Below are 21584 nucleotides of genomic sequence, written 5' to 3' on the forward strand. Positions count from 1 at the left end.
CTTCTATTCAATAATTATGTAAATTAACATAGTACGAATCATTAAAAAGGAGTCAGATCATGAAAATAAAAAAAAGTAGTGGGCTCATACCCCTCCTATGCCTCGCAATTTCTGGCGGATGGTTAGCCATAAAAAATGAATTTTCCATAGCAGCTCTTTCAGATGCCCTTTTCTTGTGGGCGCTGTTCTTTTTGATCATTGGCGGTTTTTTATGGGTATTTGCTTCTGGTTTCTTTGACCATTTTCAATATTCCATGAAGAAAGCTTTTTCCAAAAATAAAACAGATTATCTGAAATTATCCCAAGTCGGCAAACAGAGTTACGCCTTTTGGTTATGGCCTGGTGTCTTCTTGTTATTCCTTTCATTGCTCTTTTTAATGATTGCTACTAGTTAATTTCACTCTTATATTTTTACTCATTGAAATGAGAAGCAAAAGGCTGAGACAAGAAATTGTCCCAGCCTTTTCTTCGGCATTTCAAGTCAACTACTCGTGATTATTCGATTGATGTCCACTTGTAGTCGTATTGTGCGCCCGCTGCGTGAGCAACAACACCTTTGACTTTTGTTGCACGTAAATGTGCTTCCGCTTTTTGATAAACTGGAATGACACCTTGTTCATTCATAATGATTTTTTCTGCATTGACTAAATCTTCCCAACGTTTGTCAGGGTCATTGGCATTGGTCGTACCTGCTGCTTTTACAGCTGCATCGTATTCTTCACTGCTCCATTGACCACGGTTGTATGAGTTACCTGTCGTAAACAAGTCAGTAAAGCTACTTGCATCGGCATAGTCAGCACCCCAACCGCCCATTACTGTATCAAAATCACCCGCATTTGAACGATCCAAACGAACAGAGAATGGAACTGGACTTAACGTGACTTTCACACCGTCCAATGTTTTTTCGATCGTGTCTTGCAAGTACTCAATGATTTTCTTGGTTGAGTCTGTATCAGAAGCTAAGATATCAAATTCTAATGAATCGATTCCTAATTCTTCTTTGGCTTTTTCCCAATATTCTTTTGCTTTCTCTTGATCGTAGCTAATGACGCTGCCAGCTGCTTCTGTGAAGTCTGTATGATCGCCAGGGCTGAAAGTCATGCCTTCTGGAACCAAACCACTTGAAGCAATTGAACCATCACCTAAGATGGATGTTACTAAGGCATCACGGTCGATCGCATAAGAGATTGCTTTACGCAAATTTTCGTTACGGAAAGGTGAATCTTCATCACGTTGATTCAATTCTAAGTAAGAAGTCGTTGCTTCTGGTTGAGAAACGAATGCTTCGTCGTTAGCCATCTGTTGCGCCAGTTCACCTGTTAGGATGACATCATCTGCTTGACCATCTTGGAAAAGATTCAAGGCAGTTGAGGATTCTTTCACGACGCTTACGTTGATCGTTTGTAATTTAACAGTGTCTTTGTCCCAATACTGATCGTTCTTTTCATAAGCCCATTCTGTATCCGTTCCTGGTCCATCAAAACCAGTCAGGACAAATGGTCCATTATAAACGGCATTGTCGCTTGTTGATGCATATTGATCGCCATTTTCTTCCACTACTTTTTGATTTTGTGGGAAGAATGATGGGAATGCTAATAAGTAATCAAAGTAAGGTGTTGCTTTTTCTAGGGTGATTTCTAATTCATAATCCCCCACTGCTTTGATGCCTAGCTCTGATGGATCCGTATCGCCAGCTGTGATGGCATCCGCATTTTTGACTGGTGAAAATAGATACGCATATTCTGATGCAGTTTCAGGTTTGACCGTCCGTTGCCAGCCATAAACATAATCCGCTGCTGTAACAGGGTCACCATTTGACCATTTCGCATCTTCACGCAATTTGATCTTGTAAGTTAGTCCATCCTCGCTGACTTCAGCTGCTTCAGCTGCACCAGCAGGTTGTGGTGTGCTGTCAGCATCCAAACGATACAGTCCTTCATATACATTGTTCAATGCACTGAAGCTGATCGTATCGGTTGCTAATGAAAGATCCGCACTTGGCATTTCTTGTGAAACCACTACGTTAAATACTTGTTCTGCGTTGCTATCGCCGCTAGTTGCTGTGTCATTGCTTGAACTATTTGTTCCGCCTGTTGTACAGCCGGCTAACACCACGCCACACACAGCTACTAAACCATAGGCCCATTTATTTTTCATCCTGTCCTACCCCTTAATTGAATTAATTTTCAGAATAATCATTCGATTTCTGAAGTTAGATAAGATTTTAATTAATAATTATTAAAAAAGCAATCCCTTTTTCGATAAAAAACACCTTTGGAAGAAAGTTTTCTTGGTATTTACTTACCTTACTCTCATCAAACATTCGTTAAATGCTATTTTTCCTTTCTTTATTTATAAGAAATAAAGCGAAAAAAATAATAAAAAAACATGGTTAAATGTAACTTACATTCATTTTCTGTCTGCTTTTTTCATTTCAGTCATCAAAATGAGAAATGTCTGATAGAAAAGTAAACATGCAGAAAACAAGGATGATTTCTTATCAAATTCAGACAAAAAAGACCTGATCGCATGCTTACTGATCAGGTCTTTTCATTTTAAGAACTTTTGTTTTGTCCTCGAAAGGATGTCCTTCAATGATTAATGGATCGCGCCGCCAATCGCTTTTAAATCTTCTTTGTCGGCATAATCAACGATAGCTTCCACTGCTGCAGTTAATCCTTTGGCGATGTCTTCGATGCTCATTGCAGGCTGTCCTGCTTTATCGACGACTTGCTGAGGAATAAATGGCACGTGAATAAAACCGCCTTTCATTTCAGGGTATTTTGTATCGATCATGTATTGTACTTGATACATGATGTGGTTGCAGACGAAGGTTCCAGCAGTATTAGAAACGGCTGCAGGTATTCCTGCTTTTTTCATATTTTCTACCATTGCTTTGATTGGCAGTTGTGTGAAGTAGGCAGGCTTTCCTTCTGTTTGGATCGCTTCATCGACGGGTTGATTGCCTTCATTATCAGGAATCCGGGCATCATCCACATTGATTGCCACTCGTTCTGGTGAGATGGCAAACCGGCCGCCCGCTTGACCGATGTTTAAGACGACATCTGGGTGGACCTCTTCAATTTTCTCTTCGACGATCGCCGCTGATTTCCCAAATACAGTGGGGATCTCTACTTTCACGATCTGTGCACCATGAATTGTATCTGGCAGTAATTTCACTGCTTCTAAGGCAGGATTGATTGCTTCTCCGCCAAATGGATCAAATCCGGTAATTAATAGTTTCATTTCCATCATCCTTCCATCTCTGTTTTACCACTAAAATGCCCAAAAGTACATTAAAGCGATGTGGATCACTAACAATAATAAAGCAATTGGGGCTTGTGCTTTAATGACACCATTAGGGTCTTTCATCTCTAACAAAGCCACTGGCAGTGCATTGAAATTGGCTGCCATCGGGGTCAGCAACGTGCCGCAAAAACCAGCGGTCATTGCTAAAGCACCAGCAACAACTGGATCGCCGCCTTGCGCCATTACGAAAGGTACGCCAATACCGGCAGTTATAACGGTAAATGCTGCAAAGCCATTTCCCATGATCATAGTAAAGATCATCATTCCTAAACAGTAAGCCACGACACCGATAAAACGATTGCCTTCTGGCACGACGCCAGAGATTCCTTGAGAAATCACATCACCAACACCAGCAGCGTTAAAAATGACACCTAGTGCTGCTAATAACTGCGGCAAGATACCGGCAGTTCCGACTTGGCGAAGCATCCGGTCGGAATCGTCTAACACTGTTTTTGGTTTAGCGGAAGTTAGCACGACTGCCAACAAGAGTGCTAAGATCGACGCGATCCCGATCCCCACTTGGCCCCCTAATGGTGTATAAGAAATCACCACAGCGATCAATGCCAAGCTGATACATGGTACGAAGATCGTACTACCGATCCGTTTTGCTGACGCTTCGGCTTTTTCATCATCAACGTCGACGATTTTACCGATCTGTACTTGTTTGAAGAAGGTCAAACAGCCCATCAAAACGATCAAAATTCCGTCCACAAGATACGGCAAAAAATTTCCGAAAGCAAAGACGACCCCTAGCAGTAACCAAAAGGCAGAGGTGCCCAATCGTGTAGGATGGTCTGCTTCACGAAAAACCCGGACAGCCGTCATGATCGACAGCAGCCCAATCAAGATATAAAAGAATTCTAGTAATCCGTTAACGATTCCTTCCATCTATTTCTCCTCCTTCTTGCCATATTTTTTTGCTAATTTGCGATCAAAGAGCAAGTTCGATAACGTGGCAATAACTAAGACGATCAATGCGATCGGCAATGATGCTTGAGCGATCGAACTAGCTGCCACATCATATCCAAGTGATTGCAACGTTCCTACGATCAACAGCACACCAGAAGCAGCCACGAAGGTATTTTGCGCAAAGAAATTCCCGAAATTTTCATTAGCGGCAGCCCGAGCTTTGATTTTTTCCTGATCTTTTTCATCCAGTTCCCCAAATTTATTTTCCCCAGCAGCTTGCGCCATCGGGTTAACGATTGGGCGGATAAATTGCGTATGTCCTTGGATCCGAATAGAGAAAAAGCCAGCAAGTTCCCGAATAAATAAGTACAAACTCAAAAACTTCCCTGGTGTTAAGCCTTTGATTTTTTCAATCAATATGACGGCCTGCTGTTTCAAGCCAAAACGTTCCGACAAGCCGACCATTGGTAATGTCAACAAGAACAGTGTAACGAGTCGATTATTGACAAACGCTTCTCCTAACATTGTTAAAAAATCAACAACAGAAATTCCCGATACAAGCGCGGTGACAAAACCAGCAACGATTACGACAGCAATAGTATCTAGCTTCAGCAAAAAGCCGACTAAAATAACTAGAATACCAATTAATTTAATCCATTCCATCAAATCATCCTTTCACAGTAAGTTATTTTTAATGAATACCAGCTTTTAGTATAATCTATTTTTTTCTTGTAAAACAATGTTTTTTGAATTTTCTTTACAGGAATACGCTTTCTTTAAGGCGTTTTTTAATTGCTTAGATAATAAAAAACCAAAAGAAGAACTGCGCTTGTGCAGTCCTTCTTTTGGTTTTTTTTGTTTAAGAAGCAGAAGCTTCTTTTTTCATTTGTTTGCTTCGCAGCTGTCCGCATGCTGCGTCGATATCTGTCCCATGTTCTTTACGAATCACACAGTTGATGCCGTTTTTCTTTAAAATGTCATAAAAAGCTAACACATCGGCTTTTTTACTTCGAGCATATTGGTCATGCTCACTCACTGGGTTATAAGGAATCAAGTTGACGTAAGACAATTTCTTTTTATCCTTCAATAATGCTGCCAACTGACGGGCATGTTCCGGTCGGTCGTTGACATGATCCAGCATGATATACTCAAACGTGATGCGACGATTGGTTTTTTCTAAATAATAATCGACCGCTGCCATCAGTTTTTCAATCGGGAAGCTCCGATTGATCCGCATCATGGAGGTTCTGACTTCATTATTTGGGGCATGCAGCGAAATCGCTAGGTTCACTTGCAAGCCGTTCTCCGCAAACTCTTTGATTTTATGCGCCAAGCCGCTGGTTGACACGGTAATATGCCGCGCACCGATCGCTAAACCTTTTGGGTCGTTAATGATCTGCAAGAAATGCATCACATTGTCATAGTTATCAAAGGGTTCGCCGATCCCCATGACGACTACGTGAGAGACCCGTTCTCCCTCGTTGCGTTCATCAAAATAGTGTTGTACTAACATGATTTGAGCCACGATCTCGCCTGCTGTTAAATCCCGCTGTTTCTTTAATAACCCACTGGCACAAAAGGTACAGCCGATGTTGCAACCGACTTGGGTCGTCACACAAACCGACATGCCATACTCTTGACGCATCAAGACCGTTTCAATCATGTGATTGTCGGGCAATTGAAATAAATACTTGACGGTCCCATCACTGGCTTCTTGTACCACCATCTGCTTCAGGGGATTGATCACAAAGGCTGCCGTCAGTTTCTCAATCAATGGTTTCGGTAAATTGGTCATTTCTTCAAAGCTGGTTACTCGTTTTTCATAGAGCCACTCCCACACTTGGTTGGCTCGAAATTTCTTTTCATTTTGTTCAGTTATCCACAAAGATAGATCTGATTTGGTAAGTCCATAAATCGATGGGTTCACTTTTTTCCCTCTTTTCAAACTAGTCGCTACATACTATAACTGAATTCTTTGTGAAAAGCAACCGTACCTTGGTTGTTTGTCAAAGCAAAACCGTTGCTCTACTGCGCTGGTTGATCATTTTTTCGATGCTCAATGTTCCCATCCATCACGCCATCTTACTTGAAATAGCTCTCACAAACATTTTAGTCATAAAAAACAAGCAGTGAATGAACCAACTCCTGTGAAATAAATGGAGCAGCTCTTTCCTGCTTGTTTGCTTTTCCTTGAAGAGATACTCTCTCATGGGCACTGCTTTCTTCACATGATCACCCTTCAAAAGAAAGGACTCGGCCTTCTTTGGCGGTCAACATCCCCCGTTGCGGTGGCTGTAGCTGTAAATAAAGCTGGAGTGACATTTCTAATATCAGTTCTTTGTCTCCTTGTTGAAAAACGCCGTAATAATGGGTCTGTTCCCGTTTCTCTTCATATGTATGACTGACAAGGTAATACCCTTGTTCCATGGTTTCGTTGCGCTTTTTGGTTTCTGAAAGAAAACGGCGAATATGTTTATAAGTAAAGAGAATCAATAAAATGACAACTACTATTAATACTACATACCCCATTGCTTGTTTTACACCTCGATCGTTGATGTAGCAAAGGTCGGCTCCACACCAATACTGATCATCAAAGCAGCATCGACTTCACACATCACTTTATCGTCTAAATGACAAACTTTTTCTTTCAACCGACTTTTGTCGATCGTGCGGATCTGTTCCATCAAAATGACGGAGTCTTTGCCAATCCCTGTGCAAGAAGCGGAAATCCCAATGTGGGTTGGTAATTTCGGCTTCGCCATTTTTGCCGTGATCGCCGCAATGATCACGGTGGGACTGAAGTGATTGCCCAAGTCATTTTGAATGATCAAGACCGGTCGTATTCCGCCTTGCTCCGATCCAACGACTGGTGAAAGATCGGCAAAATAAATATCTCCCCTTTTTACCATAGGACCACCCTAACTTTTATATTCTCGCGGAACCCTTGCTGAGAGGGTGCACGCTACTTCATAGTGAATCGTTTCTAACTGGTCTGCAACATCCTGCATCGTAATTCGTTTCCCATGATTCTCACCAATCAACGTGACCGTTGTACCGACAGCAAAGGCTCGCGGCAAACGAATCATCAGTTGATCCATACACACCCGACCGACGATTTCACAAGGTTCACCTTCTACTAAGAGTGAGAAGCCTTGCATTTTTCGTAACCAGCCATCCGCATAACCGATAGGCACAGTGCCGATCCATTCCTGATGGGGCGTGATATATGTCTCACCATAGCCAATCCCCGCTCCTTTTTCAAGTAATTTCACTTGGATCAGTTCAGAAACAAGTGAAAGGGCTGGTTTTAAGGAAAATGGTTCCTTCAATGCATGACCTGACGGATTCAATCCATACATCGCGATCCCAAAACGGACCATATTCCCAACGGCCTCTTTGTGCCACAAGGAGGTCGCGCTATTGCCTGTATGTATATATGTCGGCAAATAAGGCAAAACAGTTAAGACTTCTTTAAACCGCTGGTGCTGTGTTTCCCAATAAGTTGTATCAGCTTGATCGGCTGTGGAGAAATGGGTAAAGATTCCTTCCCAATCAAATGTGGGATGAGTTTCCAACCAAAGAACGGCTTGAAGCACTTCTTCTGGGGTCAAAAAACCGATTCTCCCCATGCCGGTATCCACTTTGACATGTACTTTAAGCGGTGTCTTTATAGGATTCTCCTCCAAATAAGTACCGGCTTCTACCAACCAGTCCATCGAAGCGACTGGAAAAGAAAAATCGTATTCTGCAAGTAAGGGAATATCTTGCACGTTCACAACCCCTAAAATCAGCAGCGGGTCAGTGATTCCTGCTTCTCGCAATTCGATTGCCTCATCGATCGTCGCAACGCAAAAACCGGCTGCACCGCCTTCTTTGGCTGCTTGAGCAGTTTGTACCGCTCCGTGCCCGTACCCATTGGCTTTTACCACCGCAAAAAGAAACGTCTCGCTTGGTAAGTGAGCAATCTCATTTTTGATGTTTTCGGTAATCGCGGTCGTATCAATAATCGCTTTCGTTGGTCTATGGTAAGCAACCACCATTTCCAGTTCCTTCTTTCTACTAATGCTTGATCAGACAAACAAATTAAGTTGGTTTTATGTAGTCGGCTGTTCGTCCATAAAGTATCGTCGTTTTTTCACCAAGTGACGACTTCCACTCAGGTTACTCACTATCCGATAATTCTAAGATAATTTGTGCAAAGGCAGTATCATTTGTATGGGTGATACTGACAAACGTTTTTTCTAAAGGGTGCGGTGCTTTGGTAACGATCGGTGCACCGAATTCATTGGTCAAGACTTCAATATCATGAAAAGAAACTTTGCCGATCCCCGTCCCCCAAGCTTTCGAGAACGCTTCTTTGCAGGCATAGCGCCCCCCGAGGAACTCTACCTGACGTTTCAGGGGCAAACGGGCAAATAATTTTGCTTCCTTCTCCGTTAAAATACGCGTTATAAACTGAGGTTTTTTTTCAATTAATTCTTTCATTCGAAGCAGCTCGACTGCATCGATCCCGATTCCTTTAATCATTCTTCTCGCTACCTTTACTTAAGATAGGGGTTTCCAAATTGGAATTGGCCCTTGTTTAGCTAGTTACCATTCTACCAAAAAAATGGCGAATTACCATTCAAATCTGACGAGTTTATACGGAGATTAAGATTTTCAATCACTCGTATTTGTTTTTTATATAAAAAAGACCTTGCAAGTTTCCTTACAAGGTCCACAAACTCAATTAGTCTTGGTTATTTCTGATAACGAAACCGCGTTTTTTGTCGTTGCTACGGCGATTGTTTTTACGGGCACCATCTTTTGAATAGTTACCACGGGCTTTATTGCCGTTGCCGCCGCCACGGTTCCCACCGTTTTCTTTGCGGTTACGATTGCCGCCATTGCTGTTATTGCTGCGACGTCCGTTTTTATTGAATGATTTTTTTCCTTGAGGTAATGGGCGTTCTGGTGTAATTTTGACTGGTTCTAAATCAGCTGGATCTTTCGCCATTGTTTTTAGAAGCAGTGCTGCTAAATCTTGTGCAGAATAACGCTCCAAAAGATCGTCGGCTGCTTGCAAGTATTTATCCAAACCATTTTCATCCAATTTTGTTTCAACAGATTCGATTGCGGCACCTAATTGACCTTTAAAAGCTTCTTTTTCGGTTGGTGGGCGCATTGGTGTCATCCGTTTTTTCGTTAAGTTTTCAATGACATGCAAGTAGCTCATTTCGTTTGGTGTAACGAAAGTCACTGACATTCCGCCTTTTCCGGCACGACCTGTACGTCCGATCCGGTGAACATAGCTTTCAGGATCTTGAGGGATATCGTAGTTGTAAACGTGTGTAACACCAGAAATATCTAATCCGCGAGCTGCTACGTCTGTGGCAACTAAGATATCTAATTGACCACTCTTAAATGAACGTAAAACGCTCATTCGTTTTTGTTGAGAAAGGTCCCCATGAATGCCTTCAGCTTTGTAGCCACGGGCTTCTAAACCACGTGCCAATTCATCAACGCGACGTTTCGTACGACCGAAAACGATCGTCAATTCTGGTGATTGCACATCCAACAAACGAGTCATGACATCGAATTTTTCGTAATCTTTTGAGCGAACATAATATTGATCAATCAAATCAGCGGTCATTTCTTTGGCTTTGATTTGAACATGTTCAGGCTCTTTCATGAATTTCACGCCGATATTTTTGATTGCTGGCGGCATTGTTGCTGAAAATAGTAACGTTTGACGAACATCTGGCACTTGGCTGATGATTTTTTCAATATCTTCCAAGAAGCCCATGTTCAACATTTCGTCTGCTTCATCTAATACAAGCGTTTCAACCGTACCTAATTTTAAGGTGTGGCGGTTGATATGGTCTAACATACGTCCTGGCGTACCAACTACGATATGGGGACGATCTTTTAATTGACGGATTTGACGGCCGATATCGGCTCCACCGTAAACTGCTTGAACGCGAATTTTTTTGTCTTTACCAAGACGATACAATTCTTCTTGGGTTTGGATCGCTAATTCACGGGTTGGGGCAATCACTAATCCTTGTAGTTGATGGTTCGCTGGGTCGATTTTTTCTAACATTGGCAAACCAAATGCGGCGGTTTTACCAGTACCGGTCTGTGCTTGACCGATCACGTCTTTGCCTGCTAAGGCTAATGGAATCGTTGCTTCTTGGATGGGTGTTGCTTCTTCAAAGCCGGCACGCTCAACAGAAGTCAATAATTCGTTGGATAATTCTAGATCTTTAAATTTCAAATGGATCCTCCTAGGCTGGTCATCTTTTCGATGCCTGTTTTTCTATCATCGAAGCGTAGGTTAGTTCTTCAGAAACACAAGAGTAGTCCCATTTACTCTTATCTTTCTCTCGGTACCGAAAAACCGCTTCACGAAGGCATTATAAAAGGCTAAAACAAGTGTTGTTTGTCTCAGCCATCATTTTATCTCAAAACGTCAATGTTTTTTACAGTAATCATTCTGTGCTTCATCTTTCGGCGTTAGATAAGTATAACACGTTTTGAAAGTTTCAGCAAGATTTCAACTCCGCTTTACATTCCTTTTAGTGCATCAACGACTTCGCTCAAGCCCATGCCATTGCTCCCTTTGATTACCAAGCTGTCGGAAGGTTCTAAAGTTTCCTTTAAGGAGGCGATCAGTTGTAGTTTTTCATCTGTCGCAAAATAGCGCACCTTGTCAGCCAGTGGTGACTGAGCTAGTCGTTTTTGCAATGCTTGCATTTCTTTGCCATAAAGAAAAACTAGTTGGAACGAGTCATCTAAATGTGCGGCCATCTGCTCATGCATTTGTGCAGAATCTGGTCCTAATTCAAGCATATCTGCCAATACGGCGATCCGTCGGCCTTCTAACGGCAATTTGCGGAAACTATCCAATACGAGACCCATGGCAGTCGGATTGGCATTGTATATATCGCTCAAAATCGCTGCTCCATTACCGGCAGTCACCCATTGGGTCCGATTTTTCGTTAATTGAAAATGCGCCAAGCCCTCCTTGATGGCTTCATTTGATACACCAAAATGACGTCCTAAACCAATCGCGATCAAGGCATTTTTGACATTATAACCGCCTAATACCGGTAAGGTAAAAGTCGTACCTGCTACCGTAAAAATCGTTTGATCTTGCGATTCCTCTACGATGTCTCCTTGCAGATCTCCCTCTGTTAAGCCAAAAGTTTCAATGGTCTGCGTCAAGTTAGGAACAAAGGGGTCTAACAATGGTTCATCCACCGGCATCATAAAGAAGCCGTCTTTTTTCAATCCTGCGGTGATCTCCATTTTGGCTTTGGCGATCCCTTCTCTGGACCCTAAGTTTTCAATGTGGGCTTCGCCAATCAACGTGATAGCAGCAGCATCAGGTTCTGCTAAGCGCGAAAGGACTTCGATCTCTCCTGCATGGTCCATTCCCATTTCTAAAATCAACACTTGCGTATCTTCTGGTGCATGCAAGATAGTCAAAGGCACGCCTAGTTCATTGTTATGATTACCTTGAGTTTTGTAGGTCTGGTATTTTTGTGCCATAACCGCGTCTACCATATCTTTTGTGGTTGTTTTCCCATTACTTCCGGTAATAGCGATGATTTTTGGCGCAAGTTTTTCTTTGTAGGCTCGTGCTAACTGTTGGAACGCTTTGACAGTATCCGTGACGGGGATCACAAGGATGCCTTGCGGTGGTTGGATGGTGGGATGACTCCACAATGTCGCGATCGCACCATTGTCTTTGGCTTGTTGGGCAAATTCATGTCCATCCCGAGTCCCCGCCAAGGGAACAAAAAGACTGTTTTCTTTGATTAGACGGCTGTCAAACTCCACAGAGGCAAGTGGTGTCTCATTTTCAATTGGCTGACCAAATACGGCAGCGGCTTCTTTTACAGTAAAATTCATCAGGTTCGCTCCTTTTTTACAAAAAAAGAAAGCACAAGATCGCTTCAAGTATTTTCCTTGAGTTGAGCTGGCTTTCTTCCTGCTATTTATTCTGCTTCGTTTTCATTCTCTGCTTCAACTTCTGCTTCTTCCACATTCGTCAAGAAAGAACGTCTTTGGTTGAAACGATTCATCCCTAATTGGATCAATTCTTCAATCAAATCACCATACGGCAATCCGGTCTTCTCCCATAACAGTGGGTACATGCTGAATTCAGTGAATCCCGGCATCGTGTTCAGCTCATTTAAAAAGAGCTCGTTTTTATTGGTCAAAAAGAAATCACAACGGCTCAACCCACTGCCGCCCAACATCGTATAGGCTTTTTTCGCAAACTCTTGGGCTTTGGCTTGTGTTTCTTCGGGAATTTGCGCAGGAATCTGCATCTCGATTCGGTTGTCAATGTATTTGGAATTGTAATCATAAAACGCAACATCTTTTACGATTTCTCCCGGCATGGTGGTCCGCACGTCTTCGTTTCCAAGAACAGCGACTTCGATCTCACGGGCTTCGATTCCTTGTTCAACGATCGCTCGGGTATCGTAGCGATACGCTTCTTGCAACGCATTTTGCAGTTCTTCGCGGTTCTCGGCTTTCGAGATACCGACACTTGATCCCATGTTGGCTGGTTTGACAAACATCGGATAAAGGAGACTGCCTTCGCATTGATCGAAAATCTTTTTCGGATTTTCTTTCCACGCATTTTTCAAGACTGGTACATACGGAACTTGCGGAATTCCCGCAGCTTGCAAGATGTACTTGGTCATGATTTTGTCCATCCCACAGGCACTAGTCAAGACACCAGCACCGACATAAGGCATTCCGATGGTTTCTAAAAACCCTTGGATCGTGCCGTCTTCGCCGTTTGGTCCATGGAGCAATGGAAAGACGATCGCGTCTTCTTCATAGATGGCCCCAGGTGAAATTTCTTCCCCTTTGGTCTCTTCGTTGGTCAATGCCAAAGTATCTGGTGACGTTGGCGCCTCAGACAATAATGGGCCTTTTAACCAGCGTCCTTCTTTAGTGATCATTACTAATTGAACTTGGTAGTAATTATAATATACAGCATTAACAACTGAAAAAGCGGATAACAGTGATACCTCATGCTCTGCACTGCGTCCCCCGTATAATAAAATGATTTTCAAAAGAATTTCCTCCTGTATTCATTGATTCTACCAAACTAAGTCTTCCACATTTTAGCACAAAATCGACCAACCGGCATTAAATCTTGCAGAAATTTCTTTAAGCTTACACAGTCGTTAGTTGAATGTTTTTCATTTTGTCAGTACTATGAATATATCACGGCACGTTTAAAGAGGTGGGACCTATGACAGAACAAACTGCTCCTTCTAGAAAAGGACGATTAAAACAAATCCTTCAAGTCTTTTTGAAATACAAAGTCGTTCAAAATATCAGCAAACAGCAGCATCCCGAAATGGTGCGTCAAGCGTTTGAAGAATTAGGACCAACATTTATCAAAATCGGGCAGATGCTTTCGGTCCGCAATGACCTGCTTTCCAGCACTTTCGTTGATGCCTTCAAGCAGTTACAAGACAATGTCAAAAGTGATCCATTTCCCAAGGTCAAAGCACTGCTGGAAGCAGAACTACAGCAGCCACTAACGGAAGTTTTTTCCGCTTTTGATGAAATCCCAGTCGCCTCAGCTTCCATCGGACAAGCCCACCGAGCAAACTTGATCAGCGGCAAAGAAGTGATCGTCAAAGTGCAGCATCCGGGAATCATTGCGGCGATTCAAGTGGATCTCGATCTTTTTGAAAAGGCTCTACCGTTGGTTCGTGCAATTCCAGAAGCCAATGTGGTGGATTTAAAAAGCGTGTTAAGCGAAGTCAGACGATCCCTTGCCAATGAAACAAATTTTTTACAAGAGATGAAAAATGCGCAGGAATTCTACCGTAACAATCACCAAAACCCGCAATTGGCATTGCCAAAAGTTTATCCCGAATGGTGCACCCAAAAAGTATTAGTCATGGATTACATGGCCGGTGAAAGTTTGAACTGCTTGCTGACCCGCAGCAATCAAGATATCGTTTATGACAATCAGTCCGTGAAAGCAGTGAAAAAACAAGTGGGAACGCTATTAGTCGAAAACTTTATGAAGCAAGTCTTTGAAGATGGCTTCTTTCACGCTGATCCGCATCCTGGCAATCTTTTTTTACATGTCTTCACAGATCAAACCAACCGACCAAAACCATTCCAAGTCAAACAGCGCGTCGGTGTCCTCGGCGGTGTTGATTATTCATTGAAGTGGCAAGAAGAAGCGATTATGCCGCCTTACCAAGTGATTTTCTTAGATTTTGGGATGATGGGACACTTGGATCAGTCATTACGCAGTCGCTTAGCTGATGCATTGATTGCTTTGTATACCCAAGACACCCAAGAAGTCGGCAAAGCTGTCTTGCGTTTGTGCAACAGCAGCGGCAGTTCCTTTGATGAAGTCGCCTTCTATCAGGATCTTCAAAAATTTGTTGAAAACTACTATAATATGCCGCTAAAGGATATCGACTTGCAAAAAGTGATGGGGGAAGTCATCACGATCTGCCATGATAACCAACTGCAGATGCATCGAGACATCACCTTGCTGATTAAGGCTTTTGGCACCTTGGAAGGTGTGATCAAAGCCTTAGACCCCGAATTATCAATGATGGAAGTCACTCAGCCTTTTGCACAAAAATATTTCTTACAGCAGCTGAGTATTGAAGACGAGGTGAAAAAAAGCGCCTTGGCAACCGCAAAAAGCTTGCGGGCACTTAGCCATCTTCCTGATCGAACCTTGGCTGTCTTAGACACTTTTGCGACTGGTAAACACCGGTTAAATTTAGAGATCCGCGAACAAAAACAGCTATTGGATCGCTTTGATCAGATGGTCAATCGACTGGTGATCGGTATTATTCTAGCTGCGGTCATCCTTGGCTCTTCCTTATTGGTGGTCGCCAGCCCGCAACAAGGAGCCTTCGTCCATCAGATGGGGATCTTCGGATATACCTTGGCATTTTTCGCGATCGTAGCTTTAGTCGGCAAATACTTTTATGATCGTTTTCGTAAGAAATAAATAAGCACCTTCAATTCCCGTGTTTCATGCAGAAGCTGGGTCTTGAGGGTGCTTATTTTGCAAGGGTCTGTCGCAATTCGTTTTCAAAGATTCGTTTGAAGACTTCCCGATCCTCTTTCGTAAAGGGCTTCGGTCCTTTTGTGCGCTTGCCTGCTTTACGCATCTGCGCACCTAAGTAGCGTTGACCTAATAAAAAATCGATCGTTTCTGGCAAATACTCTGTACTGTTATGGTGAAAAACTCGTGCTTTTTTGGGCAAGACTAACGAGGCTAAGCCATAATCTTGGGTGACGAGAAAATCGCCGGGTTCTATCTCCTTCACGATTTCATAATCCGCGCGATCCGAGCCTTTGTCGACATAGACAAAGTGGACATGGGCGGGATAGTCTTTGGTCGTATAATGATCGACACTGGTCACGATCACTACCGGCAGCTGATACTGCTGAGCCAGTTCAATCACTTCATTTTTCACCGGCGAACCGTCGCCGTCAATAAAAAGCCGCATCTGCTTGCTCCTCTCAAAAGTTCCTTCTTTTACAATTACTTCTATTGTAAGAGGAGCACCTAGAAGATGCAAGCAGACTTTGCGGTATTTTCATTTCAGTCTTGCTCAATGAGGGAATAAGAATGACGATCTTTGTCTCACTAACTAGCAGTTACCATACGCAAAGCTCACCTTTCAATTTTAGAAAATGCTCGTTCCTTCAACTCATAAACGACATCGCAAGCCTTTGCTACTTCTTGTTCATGGGTCACTAAGATGATACATTTTTTTTGCTCATGGGCAATTTCTTGAAACAGTTTGACGATTTCTTTAGATGTCGTTTCATCCAAATTTCCAGTCGGTTCATCGGCTACGATCAGCTCATGTTCACAGCACAACGCGCGAACGATAGCGACCCGCTGCTGTTGCCCACCCGATAATTGGGTCACTTTTTTCAGTGCCAGCTCTTCCGTGATGCCAACTTTGGCTAAGTTGGCTAAAGCATAGGCCTTTTTATCGGCTTGCTGCGACTTCGCGATCGCCATGGCTGTGATCACATTGTCCAGTGCCGACATATAAGGCAATAGATTATACGCTTGGAACACGATGGAAACATCTTTGCGGCGGTATTCTCGCAATCCGATTTTTGCTAACGTTTCTTCATTGTAGAAAATCTTTCCTTCTTTCGGTGTATCTAGGCCCGTGATCAGTGACAGGAAAGTTGTTTTCCCCGATCCGCTGGAACCTAAGATCGCATACATCTTGCCAGGTTCAAAGGTCAAATCAACGTCACGAAACAGCGCTTCTGCTTCGCTTTGATACCAATATCCTAATTGTTCTGTTCGTAATGTCATGTCGTTCCTCCTAAGAAACCAAGATTTTTTTCGGATTCAACCGCAAAATGCCCGCGGAAGAGAGTAAGATCGAGCCAAAACTGATCCCTAGACCGAGTAATGCCAATAAACCAATTTGTTGAGGGGAAACGGTGATCTCCAAGGACTCCACTTCTGCTGATTGGGTGAAGGATGGGAAAGAACCACCACGATTTCCGCCCATTTGCGGCATCTCCCCGCCTCCAGGACCAGCGTTTTCAGTGGCTGCTTGATCAGTCGTTGTCTCTGTTTGTTGTGCCAATAATTGCTCTCCGACGGCATTCCCGACAAGATTGCCGCTAGCGGCCGCGATCCCTAAAGCAAACACCATACAGACAAAAATCTCTGTGAAAAACTGTAGGATCACTTTAGCCCGTGACTCGCCTAAAGAGAGCAATACACCAATCTCATAGCGACGTTCCCGAATCGACATCATCACGATCAACGTCAAAATAATGATACCGGCAGCAGCAACTAACACAATAATATTTTTTGCAAAGCTAGCGACATTATTCAATGGTGTCAGCATCGACTGATACATTTGATCGTTGGTTTGAATGCTGTAGGTTTCTGTATCGATCAACCCTTCCGCTTCTTCCACGAATGCTGTCATCTCAGACGGATCACTCAAGGTATAGGTTGCTGAATCAATGGTGTCCTCATTGCCGCTCAACGTATTGGCAAGAGTATAAGAGGCAATGATCGTGTTGGCTGGGTTGAGAAAGTTAAACATTTGGCTCATGCTGTTGCCAACTTCACTCGTTTCATAGATTCCCTTGATCGTCACTTCTACTTCATTGTCCTCTGCATCAGTGATCGAAAACGTATCTCCGACCGCCAAATCATTCGCTTCAGCTAGTGAGGATTCGATCAGGACTTGGTTCGTACCTTCATCCTCAGAAGTAATTCCTTCTCCATCCGTGATCGTCGCTGTTCCTTCCGAAAAAGTCGTATACGCCGCACTGCTTGATACACCAGTGATTTGGAAATCACCCGTACTCATATTCCCACCAGGCATTCCTCCTGGCATACCGTCCATTTGCCCCGTCTCGCTGCTATCGGTTGCTTCTGACTCTGTCGATGAGTCACTGCTGGAGATCGGTTCGATCCCGCTGACGGCATCAGCAGAGGTGCTGACTTCAAAACTATATGAGGCAACCCCGTCTAAATCGGCGATCGCTTGGGCATCAGTAATCGCTACTGGTGTCGATTGAAAACTCCCTGGATCTGGTCGGGTGCTTTGGTCATCGCTGTCAGAAGAAGAGCTCCTTTGCTGAAAAGCCTGCTCGCGGTTTGCTTGCAACGTCACAGTTGCGCCAACACTTTTCTGGGCATTTTCAGTCGCTACTAGTGCCGCACTGCGAATCGTCAGACCCGCCAATACAAAAATCAAGATTGCAGAAAATACGGCGATCAGCAACAGGCTCCGGCCTTTTTTCGCCCATAAACTTTGGAGACCTCGTTTCAAAAAATTCATCTTTGTTCCTCCTGAATAGCTATTTATTGTCTTTCGACTATAAGGATCCTAGCTTAAATTGACCTTAAACCGTCTCCTGATTTTTTGAATCATAGAAACAGACCGCAACGGCTGCCTGCGATCTGTTCGATTTATTGATAACCATTTGGTGATGATCGGTGAAACTTCAACTAACGACCAAAACCACCGCCCATCTGATTGGTTGTCGCTGTTGCACCTGATTGGGTCAAGTTAGCGATAGTATCCGTGACGGACAATGTTCCTAACTCTGTCCCATCACTGAGGGTTCCGCCAGCATAATAACCGGAGACTGCTTGTGCATCATTCGTCCCACCACTGACCAACGTATAGCTGCTATCGGTCAAATCTGGGCTGGAAAGAACCACGTGTTGGTAGCTTTTGCTTGGGGCATAGGACAAGATCGTCTGACCTTGACTGTCCTTTAAGGTCACTAGGGTCTCGGCTGATTGGGTTTGATCGAAACTGATTCCGATCGACTGTTGACTACCACCGCTAACGTTCATGGCCATATCGGTCGTGCCTGCCGCTAACAAGACGCCGCCGGTGAGTTCAAATGTGCCGTTATAGTCCAAAGCACCATTGCCACCGGTCGTTGGACCATTTACGATGACGACGCCATCACTCATGGTGACATTGCCATTACTATCCAGGCCATCCCCTTCGGCATCAATGACCAACGTTCCACCAGTGATCGTGATCTGTTTACTGTCATCCGCGGTATCGCCGCCGCCAGGGCCGCCGCCAAAACTGTCTTGACCAAATTGTCCCGTTGTTTCATCCGTATCACTGCCACCACCGGCATTGATCCCATCATCGCTAGCCACGACGTGTGTCGTGCCACCTGCAATCGTGATTACACTTGCTTCTAATCCTTCATAGGATTCTTCGATAGAAATCGTTCCGTCGGAGATCGTCAATTCATTGTCGGCGTGGATCCCATCATCGCCACTGCTGGCAGTGATCGTGCCACCTGCAATGTTGATCGTATCATTGGCATGCAAGCTATCATCCGCACTATCGATCGCAAAGGTGCCGCTGCTGATGGTCATCACACCGCCAGCTTTCAATCCTTTGTAACTTTCATCCGTCACTAGCGACTGACTTTGGGCTCCGTCAGCCGTTTTGATCGTGATATCAGCTGATTGGATGCTTAAATTTGTTTCTGCTTGGATCCCGTCACGACCACTTTGGATCGTAAAGGTACCACCATCAATCGCAACGTAGCCTTTTTCCGCATCTTCCGTATTATTCGCTTGGATGCCATCTCCTTCAGTGGTGTTCAGTGTGTAGTTCCCCGCCAAGATCGACACGGAATCTTTTCCTTTGATGGCATTGTTTTTCGCTGTGATTTCAATCGTCCCCCCTGCTAAAACCAAATCATCTTTGCTGCGCAATCCGTTGCTGTAATTTCCTGTGATCACCAACGTCCCATCGCCGTTGATGGACAAATCTTCTTTACTATAAAAGGCAGCATCTGGTTCTGTCTCGCCTTCAGCCAAGGTGTAGCTGCTGCCATCCGTCAGAGTATTCGTCGTATCACTGGCTAAGGTCGTGATGACTTTTTCTGCTTGTTCGATGACGACGGCCGCCCCGTCTTCATTGGTGATCGTGACACCGGCAAAGATCAGATGGACTTTTTCTTCTTTGTTGACGTTGACAACCAGTTGGCCATTACTTAACGACCCGCTGACGACATAGGTGCCGGCTTGGGTGATCGTCACGGTTTGGTCTTCCACTGAAACGCCATCAACAGCCGTCGTGTCGCTGCCATTCAATTCAAGTTGCGTAGCAGTTGCCTCATCGTAGGAAGCATCAACATCTTCTTCTTCGTAACTACCGTAATAGTCCACAGAATCATCAAGGGTCGTTGAAACGTTGGTCACTGCGGCAGAACCGGAAACTGCTGCTGCGGAACTGGAACTGCTGCTCGTGCTAGTACTATCGGTTTGCCCGCAAGCGCCTAAGAGCAGCGATGAGAGCAAGAGTGGATAAATGAGTTTTTTCATAAAAGGTTCCTCCTTCTACAGCTCATCGCGGTTAGCGGTGAGCTTGCCTAAAACAACAGGTAAATTGCCATTACGAACCCGAACTTCATCAATGATTTGCTTTTCTTGCGCTTGGTCTTTTAACAGCAACTGATAGCGCAATTCATACAAGCTTCCCATCGTCGTCGTTCGAACCGATGTCAGTTTGGCAGAATGCGTATATTTTTCAAAGAGATCATCGAATAATTGTGGATAATCCAAATCTTCCGGAATCGTGACCTTCAGTTCCCGTTCACTCGTGGCTTGTCGATCGCCAAAGGGCATCGTATATAAAAGGGTCAAGAAAAGCGCCACGATAATGGAAAAAATGACAACATAGCCGACATACCCCATCCCAGTTGCCAGACCGATCCCCATCGACCAAAAGACGCTGGTAATCTCTCTAGAACCCCCGGGAACCGAGCGGAAACGAATCAAACTGAAGGCACCTAAGATCGCCACCCCTGTGCCAAGATTGCCGTTGACTAGCATGATCACCGATTGAACGAGAATCGGTAAGACTGCCAAGGTAATGACGAAGTTTTTCGTATAGACATTGCGGATCATATGGATCGCTGCCACTAATAATCCTAAAAGCAATGAGGCGGCGATACAGATCAATAAGCTACTCCATTCAAGGGTGCTCGTATCGCCAGAAAATAGACTAGATAACATGTAACCGTTCCTCCTTCTTGAATAAATGCCGTTGATAGGTTTGGGCATATTTTGAAAAGCTGCCTTTGCGCACACTGTATTTGTTCAGCAGTTCCACAAACCATATTGGATAAGAGCCGAGGGCTTTGACTTCCATCAACACTCCGACTTCCGGTGCTACTAGTGCACCGTCACTACCGGAACCTAACATGAGATCGCAGGTGCGAAAGCGAATGTTTTGATCGAACGTCACGCGAAATTCACTATCATCATCAACAAACAGCGACAGGCGATCATAGGCAATCAAGACTTTTGGTAGCAGGTCCGGGTTTTTCTTAAATAACCAGTGGATCTCCGCGGCGATTTGCGGGGCTTCCTCCATTGACGGCAAGACCCCCGTTTGCAACCAGCGGCAATAGTCAGCATAGGGCATCGGAACGCGGCGTTTGTAGACCACGCCACTGACTTTCTTCTTGATCTCTAAAAAAATCAACTGTTGCTCTGTCGGTACCCCATAGCTGCGGACCCGAAATTTTTCTTTGTATTTCGGTTTGTCCATCGAATGACGAATAAAGCGGTAATCCTGGGTATCATAATACAAGGACATAATCGTGTGTTGCCCATATTCATCGATCGCCATTTTTTGCTGCAACTCGCCAAGAAATGCTGGAAATTGCTCCTTAGTCAATAGATATTTCGTCTCTTTTCTTTGAAAGACTTTTTTTAATTTCATAAAATGTTCCTCCCTTGAAATCCATGCACTGAATTTACGGCAGCTATCTTAAATGCAGCTTAAGACAAAACAGTTTTTTTAAGCATTTTTTATGCTATT

General features: G+C 44.0%; 20 protein-coding genes. 2 read left to right on the forward strand and 18 right to left on the reverse strand.

Features of this window, described 5'->3' with window-relative positions:
- Positions 1–59 precede the first annotated feature (59 nt).
- Positions 60–395 (forward strand): DUF3899 domain-containing protein, encoded by a 336-nt coding sequence (locus IGK63_RS13720; protein WP_005227990.1) that lies wholly within the window; start codon positions 60–62, stop codon positions 393–395.
- A gap of 100 nt (positions 396–495) precedes the next feature.
- On the opposite strand, the gene IGK63_RS13725 is transcribed toward IGK63_RS13720, so the two are convergent.
- The 12 genes from IGK63_RS13725 to IGK63_RS13780 form a co-directional block, all read right to left on the reverse strand.
- Positions 496–2157, reverse strand: a complete 1662-nt coding sequence (locus tag IGK63_RS13725; RefSeq protein WP_005233679.1) for a peptide ABC transporter substrate-binding protein — start codon at positions 2155–2157, stop codon at positions 496–498.
- A gap of 441 nt (positions 2158–2598) precedes the next feature.
- Complete coding sequence (gene pcp / locus IGK63_RS13730) at positions 2599–3246, reverse strand: pyroglutamyl-peptidase I (RefSeq protein WP_034872152.1); 648 nt, start codon at positions 3244–3246, stop codon at positions 2599–2601.
- Positions 3247–3276: 30 nt separating this feature from the next.
- Complete coding sequence (locus IGK63_RS13735) at positions 3277–4197, reverse strand: DUF979 domain-containing protein (RefSeq protein ID WP_005233677.1); 921 nt, start codon at positions 4195–4197, stop codon at positions 3277–3279.
- Positions 4198–4881 carry a DUF969 domain-containing protein gene (locus tag IGK63_RS13740; RefSeq protein WP_005233676.1) on the reverse strand — a complete coding sequence of 228 codons (684 nt, stop codon included), beginning with the start codon at positions 4879–4881 and terminating at the stop codon, positions 4198–4200. It lies immediately after the preceding gene.
- A 196-nt stretch (positions 4882–5077) separates the two neighbouring features.
- The gene (gene rlmN, locus IGK63_RS13745; protein WP_010749104.1) at positions 5078–6145 is read right to left on the reverse strand and encodes a 23S rRNA (adenine(2503)-C(2))-methyltransferase RlmN; all 1068 of its coding nucleotides are present in this window, start codon (positions 6143–6145) and stop codon (positions 5078–5080) included.
- A 305-nt stretch (positions 6146–6450) separates the two neighbouring features.
- Positions 6451–6747 (reverse strand): hypothetical protein, encoded by a 297-nt coding sequence (locus IGK63_RS13750; RefSeq protein ID WP_016612926.1) that lies wholly within the window; start codon positions 6745–6747, stop codon positions 6451–6453.
- Positions 6748–6755: 8 nt separating this feature from the next.
- Complete coding sequence (locus IGK63_RS13755) at positions 6756–7127, reverse strand: type II toxin-antitoxin system PemK/MazF family toxin (protein ID WP_005227961.1); 372 nt, start codon at positions 7125–7127, stop codon at positions 6756–6758.
- A 9-nt stretch (positions 7128–7136) separates the two neighbouring features.
- Positions 7137–8258 (reverse strand): alanine racemase, encoded by a 1122-nt coding sequence (gene alr, locus IGK63_RS13760; protein ID WP_008379416.1) that lies wholly within the window; start codon positions 8256–8258, stop codon positions 7137–7139.
- A gap of 121 nt (positions 8259–8379) precedes the next feature.
- Positions 8380–8745 (reverse strand): holo-ACP synthase, encoded by a 366-nt coding sequence (acpS, locus tag IGK63_RS13765; protein ID WP_016612927.1) that lies wholly within the window; start codon positions 8743–8745, stop codon positions 8380–8382.
- A 202-nt stretch (positions 8746–8947) separates the two neighbouring features.
- Positions 8948–10474, reverse strand: a complete 1527-nt coding sequence (gene cshA / locus IGK63_RS13770; RefSeq protein WP_010749100.1) for a degradosome RNA helicase CshA — start codon at positions 10472–10474, stop codon at positions 8948–8950.
- 290 nt (positions 10475–10764) lie between these two features.
- Entirely contained in the window at positions 10765–12114 is a 1350-nt protein-coding gene (locus IGK63_RS13775) for a UDP-N-acetylmuramoyl-tripeptide--D-alanyl-D-alanine ligase (protein ID WP_016612928.1), read from the reverse strand.
- A gap of 86 nt (positions 12115–12200) precedes the next feature.
- On the reverse strand, positions 12201–13295 hold the full coding sequence (locus IGK63_RS13780) for a D-alanine--D-alanine ligase (RefSeq protein WP_034872153.1): 1095 nt from the start codon (positions 13293–13295) through the stop codon (positions 12201–12203).
- Between the two features lie 182 nt (positions 13296–13477).
- Between IGK63_RS13780 and IGK63_RS13785 the strand changes: the two genes are divergently transcribed.
- The gene (locus IGK63_RS13785) at positions 13478–15220 is read left to right on the forward strand and encodes an ABC1 kinase family protein (RefSeq protein WP_016612930.1); all 1743 of its coding nucleotides are present in this window, start codon (positions 13478–13480) and stop codon (positions 15218–15220) included.
- Positions 15221–15272: 52 nt separating this feature from the next.
- Here IGK63_RS13785 and IGK63_RS13790 read toward each other — a convergent pair whose 3' ends face one another.
- The 6 genes from IGK63_RS13790 to IGK63_RS13815 all read right to left on the reverse strand — a co-directional run bounded on the left by IGK63_RS13790 (position 15273) and on the right by IGK63_RS13815 (position 21485).
- A complete protein-coding gene (locus tag IGK63_RS13790; RefSeq protein ID WP_008379406.1) occupies positions 15273–15725 on the reverse strand; it encodes a YaiI/YqxD family protein in 453 nt (150 codons plus the stop codon).
- A 167-nt stretch (positions 15726–15892) separates the two neighbouring features.
- The gene (locus tag IGK63_RS13795) at positions 15893–16558 is read right to left on the reverse strand and encodes an ABC transporter ATP-binding protein (RefSeq protein ID WP_005233653.1); all 666 of its coding nucleotides are present in this window, start codon (positions 16556–16558) and stop codon (positions 15893–15895) included.
- 10 nt (positions 16559–16568) lie between these two features.
- Positions 16569–18053, reverse strand: a complete 1485-nt coding sequence (locus tag IGK63_RS13800) for an ABC transporter permease (RefSeq protein WP_016612931.1) — start codon at positions 18051–18053, stop codon at positions 16569–16571.
- Positions 18054–18223: 170 nt separating this feature from the next.
- The gene (locus IGK63_RS13805; protein ID WP_101699368.1) at positions 18224–20080 is read right to left on the reverse strand and encodes a carbohydrate-binding domain-containing protein; all 1857 of its coding nucleotides are present in this window, start codon (positions 20078–20080) and stop codon (positions 18224–18226) included.
- A gap of 15 nt (positions 20081–20095) precedes the next feature.
- Positions 20096–20773, reverse strand: a complete 678-nt coding sequence (locus IGK63_RS13810) for a DUF4956 domain-containing protein (protein ID WP_005233649.1) — start codon at positions 20771–20773, stop codon at positions 20096–20098.
- Positions 20763–21485 carry a polyphosphate polymerase domain-containing protein gene (locus IGK63_RS13815; RefSeq protein ID WP_005233646.1) on the reverse strand — a complete coding sequence of 241 codons (723 nt, stop codon included), beginning with the start codon at positions 21483–21485 and terminating at the stop codon, positions 20763–20765. The genes IGK63_RS13810 and IGK63_RS13815 overlap by 11 nt, the downstream gene beginning before the upstream one ends.
- Between the last annotated feature and the right edge of the window lie 99 nt (positions 21486–21584).

The organism is Enterococcus sp. AZ040 (assembly GCF_050499185.1).
Lineage (GTDB): Bacteria > Bacillota > Bacilli > Lactobacillales > Enterococcaceae > Enterococcus_D > Enterococcus_D entomosocium.